This is a genomic window from Sphingobacterium sp. Ag1 (assembly GCF_000988325.1).
Lineage (GTDB): Bacteria > Bacteroidota > Bacteroidia > Sphingobacteriales > Sphingobacteriaceae > Sphingobacterium.
Genome location: NZ_LBGU01000043.1, coordinates 764,174 through 780,401 on the forward strand (window position 1 = coordinate 764,174; position 16,228 = coordinate 780,401).

The 16,228-nt window shown below is 40.4% G+C and carries 19 protein-coding genes and 1 riboswitch; of the genes, 7 read left to right on the forward strand and 12 right to left on the reverse strand.

The window, feature by feature from the left end; translation table 11 throughout:
• The first annotated feature begins 153 nt into the window (after nucleotides 1-153).
• The 7 genes from AAW12_RS20470 to AAW12_RS20500 are packed head-to-tail and all read left to right on the forward strand — an operon-like array spanning nucleotide 154 to nucleotide 5,239.
• Nucleotides 154-741 (forward strand): hypothetical protein, encoded by a 588-nt coding sequence (locus AAW12_RS20470; RefSeq protein ID WP_053003872.1) that lies wholly within the window; start codon nucleotides 154-156, stop codon nucleotides 739-741.
• Nucleotides 742-744: 3 nt separating this feature from the next.
• Entirely contained in the window at nucleotides 745-1,320 is a 576-nt protein-coding gene (locus AAW12_RS20475) for an urease accessory protein UreE (protein ID WP_084823259.1), read from the forward strand.
• 42 nt (nucleotides 1,321-1,362) lie between these two features.
• A complete protein-coding gene (locus AAW12_RS20480; RefSeq protein WP_046675417.1) occupies nucleotides 1,363-2,052 on the forward strand; it encodes an urease accessory protein UreF in 690 nt (229 codons plus the stop codon).
• Between the two features lie 12 nt (nucleotides 2,053-2,064).
• Complete coding sequence (gene ureG / locus AAW12_RS20485; RefSeq protein ID WP_046675418.1) at nucleotides 2,065-2,703, forward strand: urease accessory protein UreG; 639 nt, start codon at nucleotides 2,065-2,067, stop codon at nucleotides 2,701-2,703.
• Between the two features lie 2 nt (nucleotides 2,704-2,705).
• A complete protein-coding gene (locus AAW12_RS20490; RefSeq protein WP_046675419.1) occupies nucleotides 2,706-3,503 on the forward strand; it encodes an urease accessory protein UreD in 798 nt (265 codons plus the stop codon).
• Nucleotides 3,504-3,513: 10 nt separating this feature from the next.
• Nucleotides 3,514-4,404: an urea transporter gene (locus AAW12_RS20495; RefSeq protein WP_046675420.1), complete on the forward strand. Its 891-nt coding sequence runs from the start codon at nucleotides 3,514-3,516 to the stop codon at nucleotides 4,402-4,404.
• Between the two features lie 28 nt (nucleotides 4,405-4,432).
• A complete protein-coding gene (locus tag AAW12_RS20500) occupies nucleotides 4,433-5,239 on the forward strand; it encodes a DUF2490 domain-containing protein (RefSeq protein ID WP_053003873.1) in 807 nt (268 codons plus the stop codon).
• Here the strand turns inward: AAW12_RS20500 and AAW12_RS20505 are convergent.
• The 12 genes from AAW12_RS20505 to AAW12_RS20560 all read right to left on the reverse strand — a co-directional run bounded on the left by AAW12_RS20505 (nucleotide 5,236) and on the right by AAW12_RS20560 (nucleotide 15,962).
• A complete protein-coding gene (locus tag AAW12_RS20505; protein WP_046675421.1) occupies nucleotides 5,236-6,123 on the reverse strand; it encodes a helix-turn-helix domain-containing protein in 888 nt (295 codons plus the stop codon). The two genes, AAW12_RS20500 and AAW12_RS20505, sit on opposite strands and share 4 nt — an antisense overlap.
• A gap of 149 nt (nucleotides 6,124-6,272) precedes the next feature.
• Nucleotides 6,273-6,851, reverse strand: coding sequence for a DUF1572 family protein (locus AAW12_RS20510; RefSeq protein WP_046675422.1), 579 nt, complete (start codon nucleotides 6,849-6,851; stop codon nucleotides 6,273-6,275).
• 320 nt (nucleotides 6,852-7,171) lie between these two features.
• Complete coding sequence (locus AAW12_RS20515) at nucleotides 7,172-7,915, reverse strand: GIN domain-containing protein (protein WP_046675423.1); 744 nt, start codon at nucleotides 7,913-7,915, stop codon at nucleotides 7,172-7,174.
• A 243-nt stretch (nucleotides 7,916-8,158) separates the two neighbouring features.
• Nucleotides 8,159-8,815 carry a thiaminase II gene (tenA, locus tag AAW12_RS20520; RefSeq protein ID WP_046675424.1) on the reverse strand — a complete coding sequence of 219 codons (657 nt, stop codon included), beginning with the start codon at nucleotides 8,813-8,815 and terminating at the stop codon, nucleotides 8,159-8,161.
• Nucleotides 8,802-9,641, reverse strand: a complete 840-nt coding sequence (gene thiD / locus AAW12_RS20525; RefSeq protein ID WP_046675425.1) for a bifunctional hydroxymethylpyrimidine kinase/phosphomethylpyrimidine kinase — start codon at nucleotides 9,639-9,641, stop codon at nucleotides 8,802-8,804. The genes tenA and thiD overlap by 14 nt, the downstream gene beginning before the upstream one ends.
• Complete coding sequence (gene thiE / locus AAW12_RS20530; RefSeq protein ID WP_046675426.1) at nucleotides 9,638-10,270, reverse strand: thiamine phosphate synthase; 633 nt, start codon at nucleotides 10,268-10,270, stop codon at nucleotides 9,638-9,640. Before thiE ends, thiD begins: the two co-directional genes overlap by 4 nt.
• On the reverse strand, nucleotides 10,260-11,063 hold the full coding sequence (gene thiM / locus AAW12_RS20535) for a hydroxyethylthiazole kinase (protein ID WP_046675427.1): 804 nt from the start codon (nucleotides 11,061-11,063) through the stop codon (nucleotides 10,260-10,262). Before thiM ends, thiE begins: the two co-directional genes overlap by 11 nt.
• A 79-nt stretch (nucleotides 11,064-11,142) precedes the next feature.
• Nucleotides 11,143-11,235, reverse strand: a riboswitch (TPP riboswitch).
• A 63-nt stretch (nucleotides 11,236-11,298) separates the two neighbouring features.
• Nucleotides 11,299-12,141: a VanW family protein gene (locus AAW12_RS20540; protein ID WP_231585313.1), complete on the reverse strand. Its 843-nt coding sequence runs from the start codon at nucleotides 12,139-12,141 to the stop codon at nucleotides 11,299-11,301.
• A gap of 140 nt (nucleotides 12,142-12,281) precedes the next feature.
• Nucleotides 12,282-13,532, reverse strand: a complete 1,251-nt coding sequence (locus AAW12_RS20545; protein WP_046675429.1) for a hypothetical protein — start codon at nucleotides 13,530-13,532, stop codon at nucleotides 12,282-12,284.
• 33 nt (nucleotides 13,533-13,565) lie between these two features.
• A complete protein-coding gene (locus tag AAW12_RS20550) occupies nucleotides 13,566-14,309 on the reverse strand; it encodes a dienelactone hydrolase family protein (protein ID WP_046675430.1) in 744 nt (247 codons plus the stop codon).
• Nucleotides 14,310-14,427: 118 nt separating this feature from the next.
• Nucleotides 14,428-15,273, reverse strand: coding sequence for an NAD(P)-dependent oxidoreductase (locus tag AAW12_RS20555; RefSeq protein WP_053003875.1), 846 nt, complete (start codon nucleotides 15,271-15,273; stop codon nucleotides 14,428-14,430).
• 59 nt (nucleotides 15,274-15,332) lie between these two features.
• Nucleotides 15,333-15,962, reverse strand: a complete 630-nt coding sequence (locus AAW12_RS20560; protein ID WP_046675431.1) for a Crp/Fnr family transcriptional regulator — start codon at nucleotides 15,960-15,962, stop codon at nucleotides 15,333-15,335.
• Nucleotides 15,963-16,228 lie beyond the last annotated feature (266 nt).

The following is a 16,228-nucleotide window of genomic DNA, read 5'->3' on the forward strand; positions in this document are numbered from 1 at the left end:
TAACTACTTTTTATGGCGTGATTTAAGATCACGCCATAAGCTATGAAAAAACAATGTATTGATGAAATCATCATGGGCTTATCAAAAGCGCATAAAGAGAGGGAATAATGATTGCTCATGGTGCTTCATTAAGCTAAAATACGATTTACGCTAATGAAAAATTTGAAGACATTCTTAGGCTGTTGTATAGCAATAGCGTGCTTTACCATTCAATCTGCCTATGCGCAAAAGGGAGGTATCATGGTTTATGGGTCACTGAATTACCACGAAACGACGGCTGGGCATCAATTTAGTGCCGCACCATTAGGTGCTGCATATTTTTTCACCGACAACATGAACGTCGGTTTAAATTATGGATTCAACTCGTCCAAAAATAAGACCTTGGATTTTACGGATCATTCGCATGAAGTAGGACCATTTTACAGCAATACCTGGCCATTGAGTGAGCACTTTATGTTGATAGGCCAGGTGGACGTACATTACCTTTGGGGCGATCAACATGTCAATTCCAACGGAGCCATGGTCGATGGTAAATACAACGGTTACTTGTTTAGAGTATATCCACTTGTTGGCATCGCCTTGGGAAAAGGTTGGGCATTAAAGGCCAAAATAGCTGAACTTTCTTATAAAAAGACGAATAGTAAAGATCCCGCTATTCCGAACGATCACGAAGTTATTACAGGAATCAATGGATCAACTGTAGGTTTAGGTCTGTCTAAAAATCTATTTGTTAAGAATTAAAAAATGATAATCACGGAAATCACAAGGAATATTCATGGTGAGCAGGTCACTAAGCGTCTGGATTTGCTTGCTATTGAATGGTATGAGTCGACCAAACGTATTCAACGTTTACGTACAGCGGAGGGAATGGATATTGCTGTCAAATTGTTGGGCAAGACATCCAGCTTGCAGGATGGCGATATCTTGTACGAAGATGAAGAGAAAATTGTTGTGGTAACGATCAAACCTTGTGAAGTCATCCGTGTCATGGCAATTGATTTCCAGCGAACGGCCTTTGTAAGCAGTGAAATTGGAAACAAACATTTGCCTCTATTTGTGGAGGCAAATGAATTGCTCATGCCTTATGAACGGTCAATGTATGAATGGCTTGTGAAACAAGGTTTTGACCCCCAGTGTGGCGAGCGTCAACTTTTACATCAGCTCAATGCTAATGTCGATCCGAAACATCATCAGAAGATGAAGTCTTCGACGAAGAATATACCGCTGTTAATCAGCGATAAAGTCTTCATGAATTTACAGGCGCCAACAGCCGGTATCGGTTTAATGCCCAATGATAGCGAAGATTGCGCAAGGAATTGATAGGTCCTTGATGATATATACTTATAATAAAAAATAATGTCAATGAAAAATACATTTCTAGGCAAGTTACTCCATTTAGCAGATCCTACATTGCCAATTGGTGGGTTTACCCATTCCAATGGACTGGAGACTTATGTGCAACAGGGCTTGGTCTGTGATAAGGCTACGGCAGACAATTATGTGCGTCATAACCTCTGGTATAATTTGAAGTATAATGATGCTGCTTTGATGAAATTGGCCTATGAAGCAACTTCTTCGCAGGACATGGATACATTGATCGCCCTGGATCAAGAATGTACAGCATTAAAAAGCCCAAGAGAAATTCGCGATGCCAGTAAAAAACTGGGCTTACGTATTTATAAAATATTCAGTCGGTATCAACAGCAGGATTTTATGCTGTCCTGGGGCGAATTAATCCAAAAGAAGGAAGTAGATAGTCATTACTGTTTGATGTATGGCATGTTGGCGTCACTTTTAGAAATTCCTTTGGAAGAAGCGTTACACGGCTTTTACTATAATGCCGCCATTACGATGGTGACCAATGCTGTTAAACTTGTGCCATTAGGACAATTGGATGGCCAGGATATACTTTTTGGTTTACATGATGATATACTTGATCTCTGCAAAGAGACCTTAACAGTTGAACGGAATTTAGTGGGTTTATGCAACATCGGATTTGATATCCGTTGCATGCAACACGAACGATTATATTCTAGAGTTTATATTTCTTAAAGAACAATTAAAATGGAAAATAGAAAATATGTTAAAATAGGGGTTGGTGGTCCGGTAGGATCTGGTAAAACAGCATTATTGGAACGATTGAGCAGACGTTTGATGAATGAAATTGATCTTGCCGTAATTACCAATGATATCTATACCAAGGAGGATGCGGAATATATGGCCAAAAATAGTTTGCTTCCCCGTGAACGAATTATCGGTGTAGAAACCGGCGGTTGCCCGCACACCGCGATACGGGAAGACGCGAGTATGAATCTGGAAGCTGTGGATGAGCTGGCAAGTCGTTTCCCGGATTTAGAGTTGATTTTGATTGAAAGTGGCGGTGATAACCTGACGTCTACCTATAGTCCGGATCTCGCCGATATCACCATTTTCGTCATTGATGTTGCCGAAGGTGAAAAAATGCCGCGTAAAGGTGGTCCGGCAATTACAAGATCAGACCTGTTGTTGATTAATAAGAAAGATTTGGCACCCTATGTAGGTGCAAGCTTAGAAGTGATGGAGCATGATGCGCGTAAAATGCGTAAAGGTTCTCCGTTCTTGTTTTCAAATCTAAAAACCGGCGATGGTTTGGAAGAGATTGTGGGCTGGATTAAAAAATACGCACTCCTTCAAGATATTGAGGAACCTAATTTACTACGTTAATTATGATTTGTTCTTTAGCTATTAAGATAGCACATCGCGAAGGAAAATCCTTTTTAAAAGATGCGTATGCCACACAACCGTTTCGTATCGTTCCTGTTGGGCAATATCAAAAAGACAATGCCGCGTACTTGATGATTATGAGTTCATCGCCTGGTTTGTTGGATGGAGATGACCATCGTATTCAAGTTGATATTGCTCCGGGTTCTAAGTTACAGTTACAAACGCAGGCTTACCAGCGTTTGTTTCATATGAAAGGTCATTCGTCCCAAACGATGGAAGTGAATGTAGGCGAAAATGCTGTTTTTTCTTATGTACCTCATCCAGTAGTACCTCAGCATTCGTCTCATTTTTTGAGCCATAACATTGTACATCTTGCTTCAAATTGTCACTTATTGCTGAGTGAAATCGTGACTTGTGGCCGGAAAATGTCCGGTGAAGAGTTTATGTACAACCACTTTCAAAATCTGACAGAATGCTATGTCAATGGTAGGCTCGTGGTGAAGGATAATGTATTGCTGCAGCCAGATCGTATGCCTATACAAGGTTTGGGTATTTTGGAAGGCTATACGCACCAGGGAACGTTGATCTATCTGAATAGCGCCGGCTTGAATCCAAGTGATTGGATCGAGGCTTTCCATGAGCAATACGGGGAAACCAAAGACGTTGCGTTTGGTATTAGTGAATTGCAACATGACGGTTTTATGGTTCGCGTTTTAGGTTACGGTGCCGAACAGCTTTATCTTCTTTTTAAAGAAATGCAAAGCACATTATGGGACAACATATTTTTGAATAACAACTAATTATATTCCAATGAAAAATAACATCCTAGCTTTTATTAAAGCTTTTTTTAAAGGATTTGGGCAGATTATGTTACAGGGTAACATTTGGACGGGTATCTTATTTATCGGAGCCATTATTTATGATTCGGCACTTATGGGCTTTGCAGGGGTTCTCGCCAACATCGTTGGCGTACTGACGGCCAAGTTGATGAAATTTGATGAGGATCATATCAATGATGGACTTTTCGGATTTAATGCTACGCTTTACGGTATTGCTTTGGTGTTCTATTTCCAGACAAACGTTTGGGTATGGGGAGCCTTAATCGTAGGATCTGCGTTGACCACCATCTTGATGGGGTTTGCATTAAAGAAGAATCTGCCGGTATTTACATTTCCTTTTATCTTAATTACCTGGATCGCATTGTATGTGTTGAGTATTCCAGAACTGGCCTTGCGGACTGTTCCCGAGCATTTTGTTGATATTCAGGAAATGGATGACTTCTTAATCGAAGGCCATGCCTTTGGTCAGGTTATTTTTCAGGGTAGTTTAATTGCTGGATTGATCTTTTTCATCGGGGTTTTCCTGAGCAATCCTATGGGCGCACTTTACGGTTTCGCTGCTGTTATCATCAGTGTTTATATATCACACCATGGTCATGAATCTGTAGATATGACCAATAATGGCATTTTTAGCTTCAATGCGGTTTTGGTTGGAATTGCCCTAAGCGGCCCCCGCGTTAGAGATGGTGTATTTGTTCTGATCGGAACAATTATCGCAACATATTTTGATCATTTTTTGATTCACAACGGATGGACAACATTGACTTTTCCATTTGTTTTTGCGATGTGGGCTATGCACCCTGTCAAACTGATCGATCAATGGTTGGTGAATAGGTTTTCATCGGCTGAAGGGACTTCCTAGTCCTTTTTTGTGAACTAAAATTTTATGTATGTTTAAATTTCGTTTAGTAAAACTATTCCCAATAATGCTCTTATTGGGAATTCATGTGAATACGGTGTACGGACAAGTCAGTCCGCCGGGATTAGGAAAAGCAAGGACCGCATCTTGGTCGGTTTTGGGCTTGCGAAGGAAATTGGACAGTGCTGGAACGAAGGAAGCATTGACTTATATTGGTCTAGGGACTAAAAGCACACCGGACGATTCAAATCCATTTCACAAGCAGGCTATTTGGGTGTTAAACCATGAGGTCTATCATAAATTTGCCAAAAATCAACAATATAGTTATGCGTTGAGTTACCGTCGCCAAAACGTTTACGATGAGGCGGCGCCATATCATAACGAAGGTGTTGAGCAAGAGTTTAGGTTGTATGGTCGATACGCGTATACATTGACCTTTAACGATCGTTTGAAATGGAAAAATACATTAAGGCAAGAGTTCCGAAAATTCTTTACAGCCGATTTTCAAAAAGCAGAAGAGAATTTTCAATTTAGGACCCGCTTGAAGTCGCAACTGAATTTTAAAATTTCAGCTAAAAATAAGCAGGAATTGGCGTTGAGCGCAGAGGGACTTTTTGCAATCAGTAAGCTCTACGAACCTGTTAGTACCTGGTCTAGCTTTGGCTATAAAGAGACCCGCTTGGGTTTCTATTACATGACAGATATTCCTAAGACACCTTTGCGATTGGATCTGGGTTATATGAACGACTTAATTAAAGGCTATGATAACGTAGATTTTGGGGTTCATTATTTAGCTGTAGATTTAATCTGGAATCTGCCTTACCGAAAAAAGCATTAGTCCGCCATGAACTTATGTTTCCGATAGTCACTGGGTGAATACCCAGTGATTTTTTTGAATAGTCTGGTGAAATAGGATGGCGATTGAAATTTCAATTCAAAGGCTATTCCAGCGATATCTCTCGTCGCGTCCTGCAGCAGAATCTGACTATGTAAAATACTTATTTCGCTAATCCATTGCTTCGGAGGTTTATTCGTCGCTTCTTTTACACATTTATTGAGGTAATTTTCTGAAATATGCAATAAATTGGCATAGAATAATACGTTTTTATGATCAATATGGAATTTTTGTACATATTCGCGAAAACGGAAAGCGATATCGAGCTGTCGGCTCATCGGTGCCTTTGTTTCAATATCCGATTTTATCACCTTCAATAGGACACACTGCATCATGGATATGCAGACTTCCATCACGCGGCCCTCGGTAAAAAGTTCCTCTTCCAACAACATGAGCATTTGCTGGATCCAGTGCGCTACATGGGGTTTTAGTGTGGTAAAAGGATGGGAATTGAAAAATTTGATATCGTTTATACCGAGTTCAATATCAGTCACAATTTCATTTTCATAGACCACGAAAAAACCTTCTACATCATCAGAAATTGCCAGCGTTGCCGTGATATTACCTTGTTTAATGTTAATGACTTGATTTTCGGTTAAGGTATAAGATGCGCTTTCGAGATGCTGGGTCAGTGATCCCTTCGTTACAAAAATGAGAAAATTAAACGTTGTACGATAGGGGATGACAGGCATCAGGATACTGCGGAGGTAATTCTCGATTCGATAGACTTGAATTTTATTCTCATTGAATAAATTGTGCTCAGAAACATCCGGTAGAAATAACTTTTTGTACTCGTAATTATTGATGATCTTAATCGAATTTTTCATAGTTTTTAAAACAACCTACTTACCAATGAAATCAAAAAAAAAGACTAATTGTATGTATGACAAATATACTTAAAAGTTTGCGAAAATTAACTTAAAATCCACTGCTTCCATACAAGTAATTACGGCGTTAATTGAGTTTAAAAGCTGATTTAAGACCTCTTCTCCTGATCCTTCTGTAGATACTCGGACGTGAAATGTTGTTGCTGTTTTTCGTGGCTGAATTTCTCCTTATTATAGGAAGCTGAATTACCCTTGGGTATCGATAGGGAGGTCCATTTGTCATCCAAACATATTTTCCCGATATAGAGCATCTGACCGATGTGATAGGGATAATGTGCTAGCTGCCGTAAGATCGCTTCCATGACGGTATGTCCTTGATTACGGATATAGATAATTTTAGCGAGATCTTCTTCTTTGAGGGATTCAATAGCCTGAAACAAACAGGCCCATCCGGCATTCCAATAGGTAATAAGCTCATTGCGATCGGCCCAGCTGTTCTCAAACTCCTGATCACGGTTTCTATTTTCTTTTTCGCCATCTGTGGTGAGAAAATCGGTCCATCGAGAAAGCATATTTCCACCTAAATGTTTAACAATTAATGCAATGCTATTGCTCGAATCATTGGGTTGCCAAAAGAGTTGTTCAGTGCTTAGCTGTGCAATTGTTTTATCACCCAATGATTTATAATATTGAAATTGCTTGATACAAGTCGCTATAAGATTATCCATTGCCTCGAAAGTTTGTCATTTATTATGAATATTAATATACAAAAATGTCGTGAAACCGAGATCTAAAAATAGTTTTTTTTAAGCTGAAATCTGGTGTTGCTATCGATTTCACTAAACTCCTGATATTGCTTTTTGAGGTGATAAATGTGTGAATTTATAAGGAGAAGGAAAGGAGAAGGAGAAGGAGAAGGAGAAGGAGAAGGAGAAGTGTGAGCAAAAAGGCCGATAAAAGCAAAGGTGATACTGGGGTATGTATCACCTTTAAGCTAACTAAACATTAAACATAAATAAACAGTCTTTTTTAAAGACCACACTAAAAATTACAATACTACTCTGCCACTTGTTGATTTGTCAACTTGGACATTTTTTGGCTGATTTTTTAACGCAATTCTTGCCGATGTAGAAACATTTCCCTGTAAGTTTTCTTTCACGCTGAGCGTTACATTTGCAGACGAATTGGCTTGTATTTGGGCATTTGTTGTCGAGAAACGGCTCATGTCAACCGATGCGGATGAATTGGTGTTCAAATTTAAATTTGAAGCGCTACCCGCAATTTCCTGCTTAGACGAACTGCTTGCCGATACTTGCAAATTTTTACTGCTGACATCTGTCGTTAACTTGCTAGAAGAGCTCGTTGAAAGGTTGATATCATCAGCAATTAATTTTTTAAGCGATATTTTTGCGGAGGAGGATACGTCTACAGAAATTTTGTTTGCCTTAATCGTTTCATCGGTATAGATCGAACTGCTGGATGATGCCGAAAAGCGTGTCGGTATCTTGCTTGAGTAAACAGTTACGCGATTGTTTCTCGCATTTCTGATTGAACTGTTTCTTTTATACTGTACATACAGTGTACCGTTTTTTACAGTCGTTTCGATGAGGGATAAATGTTCGGGATTATCTGCTTCAACAACAACCTCATTGCGATTAGAGTAAATATAATCTACACGTAATGAAGTTGCCGATGAAATGCCATCTGGAGCAGTGATCTTACGTGTTTCGCGTTCTTGTGCCTGAGCTACATATAAAAATGAAATAAAGGCAATGGTTAAGATTCTTTTCATTATTTTTCTGTTATTAGTTTAGATATATTACTGCTTAAAGTTTCATTTTAATTTCCCTTTTATCTTATCCTGTGTGCTTATTATATGTACACCTTATTGTTAACGGCTACTTATAGTATAATAGTAATGCCAAAACTTTAAATCCGTCTAAAATATTGGTTAACACCAGTTTTGCTGCTGAGTCCTATTTTAGTTCGTGCTCATTTTTGAACATCAACTGTTCGGTATCGGACAATAGTTTGTTTACCATACCCTTCGTTTGTAGGCTGCTAGCCAGAATTGATACTCTAATTGGGAAGCTGTTACAAATACTTGTCGCATCTTCTCCCGTTTTGTTGCAGTAGTTTCTGCTGCAATTTTGTCCACGTAGTCTTTCGCCTTGATAACTCCTTGTGCAAAATCGTCACCGCTATAAGTTTCTATCCATTTTGAATAGGAATTTCCCTGCGTATTTGCTGTCGATACAATGTGGTCTCCGACCTCTTTATAAATCCAAAAACAGGGAAGTGTTGCCGCCATTGCGACCTCAACGCTCTCGAAAGCGGCGACGCTTTTGAGAAAATGTACATAATGATGGCAGGTTGGTTGGATCTTGTTGTTCTCGTCGACAGGACTTAAACCAAACTCCCGAAAGTAATTTTCGTGTAATGCCCGTTCAACAAGAAGCGCATTGCGACCAAATTCGAAATAGTCCAATGCTTGTTGGTTATCCGCACTTTTTGCACCTATAAAGGCGAGCACACGGCCAAATTCTTCTAAATAGAAAGCATCCTGCTGCATGTAAAATTGAAATTTATCCAGGGGAAGACTACCATCACTAAGCTGAACAATAAACGGCATAGTAAGTATATCCGAATAAATAGCTGTTATGGATTCCCAGGCATGATCAGTCCAGTTCATATTGAATAAGTTTAATCGGATTGTGGAAGTGATTTAATGGCCCATTTCCTTTGCCAATAAGAAGATCTTTACTACCGGCTATTGCTGCGTGTATATAGGCCAATGCGAAATCTACCGCGCTATCGAGACCAACGCCTTGTGCCAAATGGCTCGCAATTGCTGAAGAAAGCGAACAACCGGAACCATGTGTATTTTTGCTGTTAATTTTTTGTGATTTGAATTCAATTGGTGAATTCGTGTGCTGGAACAATAAGGATGTTAACTCTTGACTTTGGAGATGTCCGCCTTTAATCAGTACGGATTGACAACCTTTGGCCAACAAGGTCTTTCCCGCTTTTTCCATTTTCTGAACAGTGTCAATAACTTCGTTTACTAAGACACTTACCTCATCTAAATTGGGTGTAATTAACGTGGACAAAGGAAAAAGAAGTTCAATGCAGGCCTGAATCGTATCATCGTGAATGAGCTTGTGTCCACTGGTCGATACCATGACTGGGTCAAATACGATAGGCCCTTTATATTCTTTTAAATAGCTGCTAATAAGCTCCACAAGTTCAATATGGTGTACCATCCCTATTTTGATTGCATCGGGATAGATGTCGTCAAAAATCGCATCCAATTGATCCTTGACGGCTGCAGTGGGGATTTCATAAATATTTCTTACACCTTGTGTGTTCTGAACGGGTAAGGCAGTTAAAACATTCATGGCATAACAACCTAATGCCGATATGGTTTTGGTATCTGCTTGTATGCCTGCTCCACCACTACCATCGAACCCTGCAATGCTGAGTACAGTAGGGACACGGTATTTTTTATCTTTTGTCATTTTAATAGTTCTTTTAGTTGTGCACTGGCCGCTCTGGGATCTTGACTTTGGCAGATGGCCGAAACGACTGCAATGGAGTCTGCACCTGCTTTCCAAGCCTGTTCAGCGGTTTGCAAATTCATGCTGCCGATTGCAATCAATGGTTTTTCCGTCCTAGTCCTAAGTTGCTTTAAACCCGAAATTCCCCATTCGGTTACCGTATCCACTTTTGTTCTCGTTGAAAAAATGGGGCTTACACCAAGGTGGTCGACAGCGCACATTTGTTGACTTTCTAGCTGTTGAACAGCTTCTATGGACCAGCCTATGGTTAATTTGTCACCATATTTTTCGCGAATAGCGAGCGGCTGCACATCATTTTGCCCCACATGTATTCCCCATGCCTCGATTTTTGCAGCGATTGCTACGGCATCATTGATCACGAGCGGAATACCGTAATGATCGGTCAGTTTTTTCAAACGGATGGCTTTATCCAAAAATGTGGCCGGATCGTCAGCTTTTTCGCGTAATTGAATAAGATCGACTCCACCAATGATGGCTTCTTCGGCGACATTGAGCCAATGTTGAGGATAACAGTCCCGCTCAGAAATTACCAAATATAAAGGGTAGGGAAAAAGCGGATTAATGCGCATAACATTTGATCTTGAGCTTTGATTTTAGACGTTCTGCATTGAGCTGATAGAGCTCATCATAGAGGTTCAATTGTAGGGTACCCGGGCCAGTGGCTTTTTGGGCCGCGAGTTCTCCAGCCAAGCTCAAAATGGACACGCCGGCAACAGCTGCTTCAACATATTGGTCTGTAACACCTAGAAATGCACCAATAAGTGCAGTAGCACTACAGCCAAGTCCTGTTACTTGCGTCATTAAAGGGGCGCCATTAAAGACTTCAACCCTGTATTGTTCGGAAAGAATATAGTCTACTTCTCCGGAAATACAGATAATGGAGCCGGTTTGTTTTTGCAATAATTGGCCAAATCGGAGTGCATCCTTACTAGCTGTCGTGCTGTCGACTCCTTTTGTGTTCGGTTGGTTGAAATTGTACAGCGTCATGATCTCTGATGCATTTCCCCGAATAACCGTTGGTTTGAGATCAAGTAGATTGGCTAATAAATCATTGCGGAATGCCGATATTCCGGCACCCACGGGATCAAGTACCCATGGCCGTCCAATGGTATTGGCATGTTCGGTAGCAACCAGCATAGCTTCGGCTGTATCTTCACTCAAGGTGCCGATATTAATGACAAGAGCTTGCGCAATATCGACAACTTCGCGTACTTCTAAAGGACTGTGAACCATCACAGGGGACGCCCCTAGGGCTAAAAGTGCGTTGGCGGTATTGTTCATCACGACAAAGTTTGTGATGTTGTGTACAAGGGGTTTTTCAACCCTCAGCTGCGCTAATAAATTGATAATTGAATCTTCCATTCTTTTACATGTGCTAAGATGTACGGTGCGGCCTTGGGGGGAAGAAGAGCGATAGCCTGTGCAGAAGGAGTATGCTGTACAGTGGATTTTTGCTTTTCCCTACGCCGGTATAAACCGAATCAGGTTCAAAGGGACTATCTCAATTCTATACAGAATACCCCCAAAGCCATACCAAACTTAAACAAAAAAGTGGACTTTTCATATTTATCATTTTTCGATCACTTCGCTCGCTGAATTAATCGGTCGTATTTTGATCGGCACTAATTTCAGTATACAGGGTAGGGACGTAGGTGACTCGGGCGAAATTTTTGGTTAAAAGTTCTGTTTCTAAAATCTTTCCACCCTGAAACTTTAAGAACTTCTCGCGCCAAATCTCATTTTTACGAAAGAACTGATTGTCTATTTTGAGAAAGTGATGTTCTTTTTCAAAGACATGGTATGCAAAATCCAGCTCCTGATCGATCCTCAATTCGCCCTCTAAACATTTCTCTGTAAACCAGAGGTTGATCTGGAAGGTGTAAGGCGTGTTGTTGGTGAATTGATAATCACGGTAGTTATAAAATACGGTAGCCCCACTGCCGAATGGCAAAACACGACCATCGTCAGGAAAAGGATCGAAGGAGTGATGATAACGTTCGCTGACGGTGAGTGGACTATGGATAACAAGCCAATGGATGAGATTGGATATTTGACAGATTCCACCGCCAATACCCGCCCTTGCTTCACCGAAGGATAACTCCATGCCGGGCAGATACCCTTTCTTTACGGTGGGAAGCCCCACGAGTTTACAAAATGAAAAGGTTTCCTTCGGTCTGATCAGAATGCTATTGATCTGTGCTGCTGCAATTTTTAGGTTGGTCACTTTGTTGATCTGCAATTGCATATTATTTTCGCCCAGCTTTTTTAATAATACAGACTGATGCTTTTTAATACGAAAGGGAAGTTTTTCAGCTGATTTAACTGTGCTGTATTTTTTGTCGTCAAATAGCCAGACGGCTTTTCGCTGCATTCTTCTTACCCATACTGCAAAAAAATAGAGTATGGGGTGCTGTTGACTGATCAGTTTTCTTTTTTTCAATACGATGTTTATTTATCGCTATCAAAATTAATGCAGAAATCTATCTTTTGCCGCTTTTTTTGATTTTGTCCTGCGTTTTTACTGTATAAGGAGGTAGAACTTTTGTTCCATCGGGTGTATACTGTCTTTTCGGTCTATGTCTATTGCGGTTTTCTTGTTTGTACGTATTTGCCCGTGAGCTTCCCATGCCCGTTATAGTTCCAGTTTTCATACGTACAGTTTCCCAAATCTTTTACAATTGATTTTTGTTGCAATACTCCCTTGAAGTAGAATTCATCAACTGTTTCGTTGGCCCGGTAGGATCGCTTGATTTCCGCTGTGAGTTGGTCATTTTGGTCGAAGGTTTGGCGTAGTATATAATCACTTGTTTTCGGATCGCTATACGCATAACGGACCCGACTTTCCCTTTGATCATTTCTGCCCGACACCTCTTCGTTAATGCGATTCTGTTTGTCATAACTGTAAATGGTCCAATCTATCCGCTGGTATAAAAAATGAATGGATTCACTTTTTACAACCTGGAGTTTGCTGTTCAAGTGGTCTATTGTCGCTGTTTGTAATGTTGGATCGTAGGAAACAATGGCGTTTGGGAGATAACGGTAAATGGTGCTGTTGCTCCATTTGCTGTTTTGAAGGTACTGTATGGAGTCGATAAGTCCGAATTGATTATAGCATCTTTTGCTGAAATAATTATTTCCGCCGGAAAGATTGTTGGATGTGAGCTCTTTGCCTTCTTCATATACAGTCGTCACAATTGCTCCAGTTTCCACCTCATTTTCATCGGAAAACTGCTGCATGACGTACGTGCCGTCACATTGATTTTTACGCTGACTGTAGTAAAGAGGGAGAGCTGTATTGGCGATAATAGCCGCTGCATATTGCCTGGATGGAATAAATTGCACTTGTGCAATGGAGTCAAAGAAATGTTGGGCATTATATTGTGACGAAGGATTCTTTGACGCAACTTGTGTGTTGTTGCTTAATATGGATTTGGCTGCTGCCAGATAGGTATTACTATCGTATATGATCTTGGGTTTGCCTAAGCCATCAAACAAGATCATGGCATGACGTTGTTTCAATGACAATACATCGATGGTCCATTGTTGATTTTTAACGCTAAATGTAAGTTTTTTTGCATCGGTTTTTGTGACCAGTAAATTTGTTGTGCTAAAAGGTACTTGCTTGAAAATCGCCGCAGCATTTTTTTCGTGTAAACGCATGATAAAATCAGTTGATTTATCGGACTCATTGGTTACAAACAGAACTGCCTGTGTAGGGCTAGCTATTGTTAACGATTTTACTGTTTGCGATGCTGCAATGGGACTATATAACAGCAATATCAACAACTGAATGATAATCGGATAAATGTGCAGTTTCGCGTTATAATTCATTTGGGTCGATATTGCTGTTGTTGACTTTGCTATTTAATTTAATACTTCTTTCAAAAATAATAAGGTGTGCTCCCAGGCACGTTTGGCCATCACGGGATTATATTCCGCTGACTCGGGATTCGTAAACGTATGTCCAGAATTTGCGTAGGTAATTATTTGCCAGTCTGCTTTTCCTTCATTTAATTCCTTGACCAGCCCATCGTAATCTTCTTTTGATACGCTCTTATCGGCTGCAGGGTGCTCAATGAGTACTTTTGTTTTAATGGAACCATTGGGTCTATCGGCAGCTTTGGATAGGCCTCCGTGGATACTGATCACGGCATTGACGGGGAAGTCGGCTCTCGCCGCTTCTAATGCTCCTGAACCTCCAAAGCAATAGCCAATGATCGCAATTTTTGTCGGATCTGCGCCTTCTTTTTTCAGTTGTTCTAATGCGAGCTTGATGCGGTGCTGATAAGCTTTATAGTCCGTCTTGTAGTGGCCTGCAATTTTCGAAGCTGCGGTGTTGTCCGCAGGAATATTTCCCTCACCGTAGATGTCGGCAATGAACGCGATGTAACCTTCTTTTTCAAGAAGCAATGCCGCTTGTTTCGCTTCGTTGTCAATTCCCTTCCACGCAGGAAGAATTAAGACAGCAGGGCCTTTTTTTGCCCTATTGGCGGTCACCATGCCGTTGAGTTTTTGTTCACCATCCTGGTAAGAAACCTGCTTTAATTGTTGGGCCTGCGTAGTCATCGTGACCATAGTAAGCATCAATAGTGTCATAACTGTTTTCATCTGTCAATAATTTGTTCCGCTCATTATTTTATGTGATCAGAAATGAACCTAATTTGGAGTCCATCTCAACTAAATATAATTTTCAATGTATATTTTTTCCGCTGTCGCCAACCTGAAGTTACGACTTTATGGATTCAATAATACCAATAACATCGAGTTGTCCGAGACCTTGGTCGTGTGCTTTTCCGTAGGTATCGAGTAATGTCTTGAGGAGGGGATATTCGGCACCGGCTTGTTGCGCCAGTCGAATATCTTTCAGCATAAGATCTAGCGCGAAAGCAGGACTGTAGTTTTCTTCCACCAGTAAAGGCGTTTTGACTTTTGTTGCGCCACTGCCACTGGCACTATCATTGATGATTTCGAGCATATCACTCCGTTGAATTCCCAGTTTATCTGAAAATAAGATCGTCTCTGCGAGACCTTGATAGATCGTTGAAAGAAAATAGTTGATCGCAAGTTTGGCGGCAATTCCCTGTCCATTTTCGCCAAGATGTTTGATCGACTTGCCCATCTGCTCGAGGTATGGCCGGGCGCGATGAAGATCTTCGGGATCACCACCCACCATAATAATAAGAGTGCCTTCTGTGGCTGGCTTTGTACTCCCGGCCACAGGTGCATCTATAAATGCGGCTCCTTTTTCTTTGAGTTTGGATGCGATAGACAGCGTGAGTTCACGGGATATGGTACTCATATCGACAAATAATTTCCCTTTGATATCTCCTTGAAGGATTTTTTCATATACTTCATTGACAGCTTCATCATTGGTGAGCATGGAGAATACAATATCAGCATGTTCGACCAATTCGGCTATACCTTCTCTGATCATTGATTGCTCTTCAAAGCCCGCTGCTTTTGCACGGTTTCTATTGTAAACAGAAAGGGGAAATCCTGCTTTTTCCAGGTTTTTAGCCATGGGATGCCCCATGTTTCCTAATCCTATAAATCCTAATTTTTCTATCTTCATCTAAAATTACATTAATAGCTCTTGAAATTTACGTCTAACTAAAGATACAAATGTTTTGGTCATTCCACTAATACCCTGATTTCGTTGCGAAGGAGCACTATTTTATCTTCCTGTTCCAGTTTTTTTAAAATTCGGGAGACAACTACCCGGGATGTGTTTAGGTCAGAAGCAATATCCTGATGCGTAAGAGTAAGTATTCGGTCGTTGTTCAGCTTTACTTTGGCTTTCAGATATTGGATGATTCGTTCTTCCATATTGGAAAAAGCTAGACTATCAATAGCTTGTAACATTTCGTCCATACGGCTTGAATAGCTTGATATGATGAAATTTCGCCAAGAGGGGTATTTTCCCATCCAAAGGTTGACAAGCTCATTTGGAATCATGGCAACCGTTGTTGTTTTTTCTGCGAGGGCACGAATTTCACTTTTTTTATTTCCGAGACAACAGGCTATTGACATCGTACAGGTTTGACCTTTTTCCAAATAGTAGAGTAGCAGTTCGCCTTTGTCCTCATCTTCCCGGACAATTTTTATTGCTCCATCTAGGAGGAGGGGCATCGACTTGATGTATTGATTGGTATCAATGATGAGATCCCCCTCATGAAACGTTTTGATGTGTGCGTTTTCGGCTATTGCAGTAATTAACTCTGGCTCAAGAATGCCTGTATAAGCTTGTTGGATTGACAACATACGGTATTATTTTAGTTAAAGTTAATTATTTACGGGCTTATTTTATCTACTGTGGATGGAAAAGAACGTCGATAAAAATGATGTATGGAAAGACCCGATTTTTTGTAGTATATATAAAATCGCGAAATTGATAAATTTTGATTTATTCAAAACAGACAAAATGTTATTCTGATTGTTTTTAGTGTTTTTTTAAGAATGTGATGAATGTGTTGTATTTATTTTATTTAATCTGTTTTTTTATTGCCTCTTTGTTTTAGAAGTAGCTA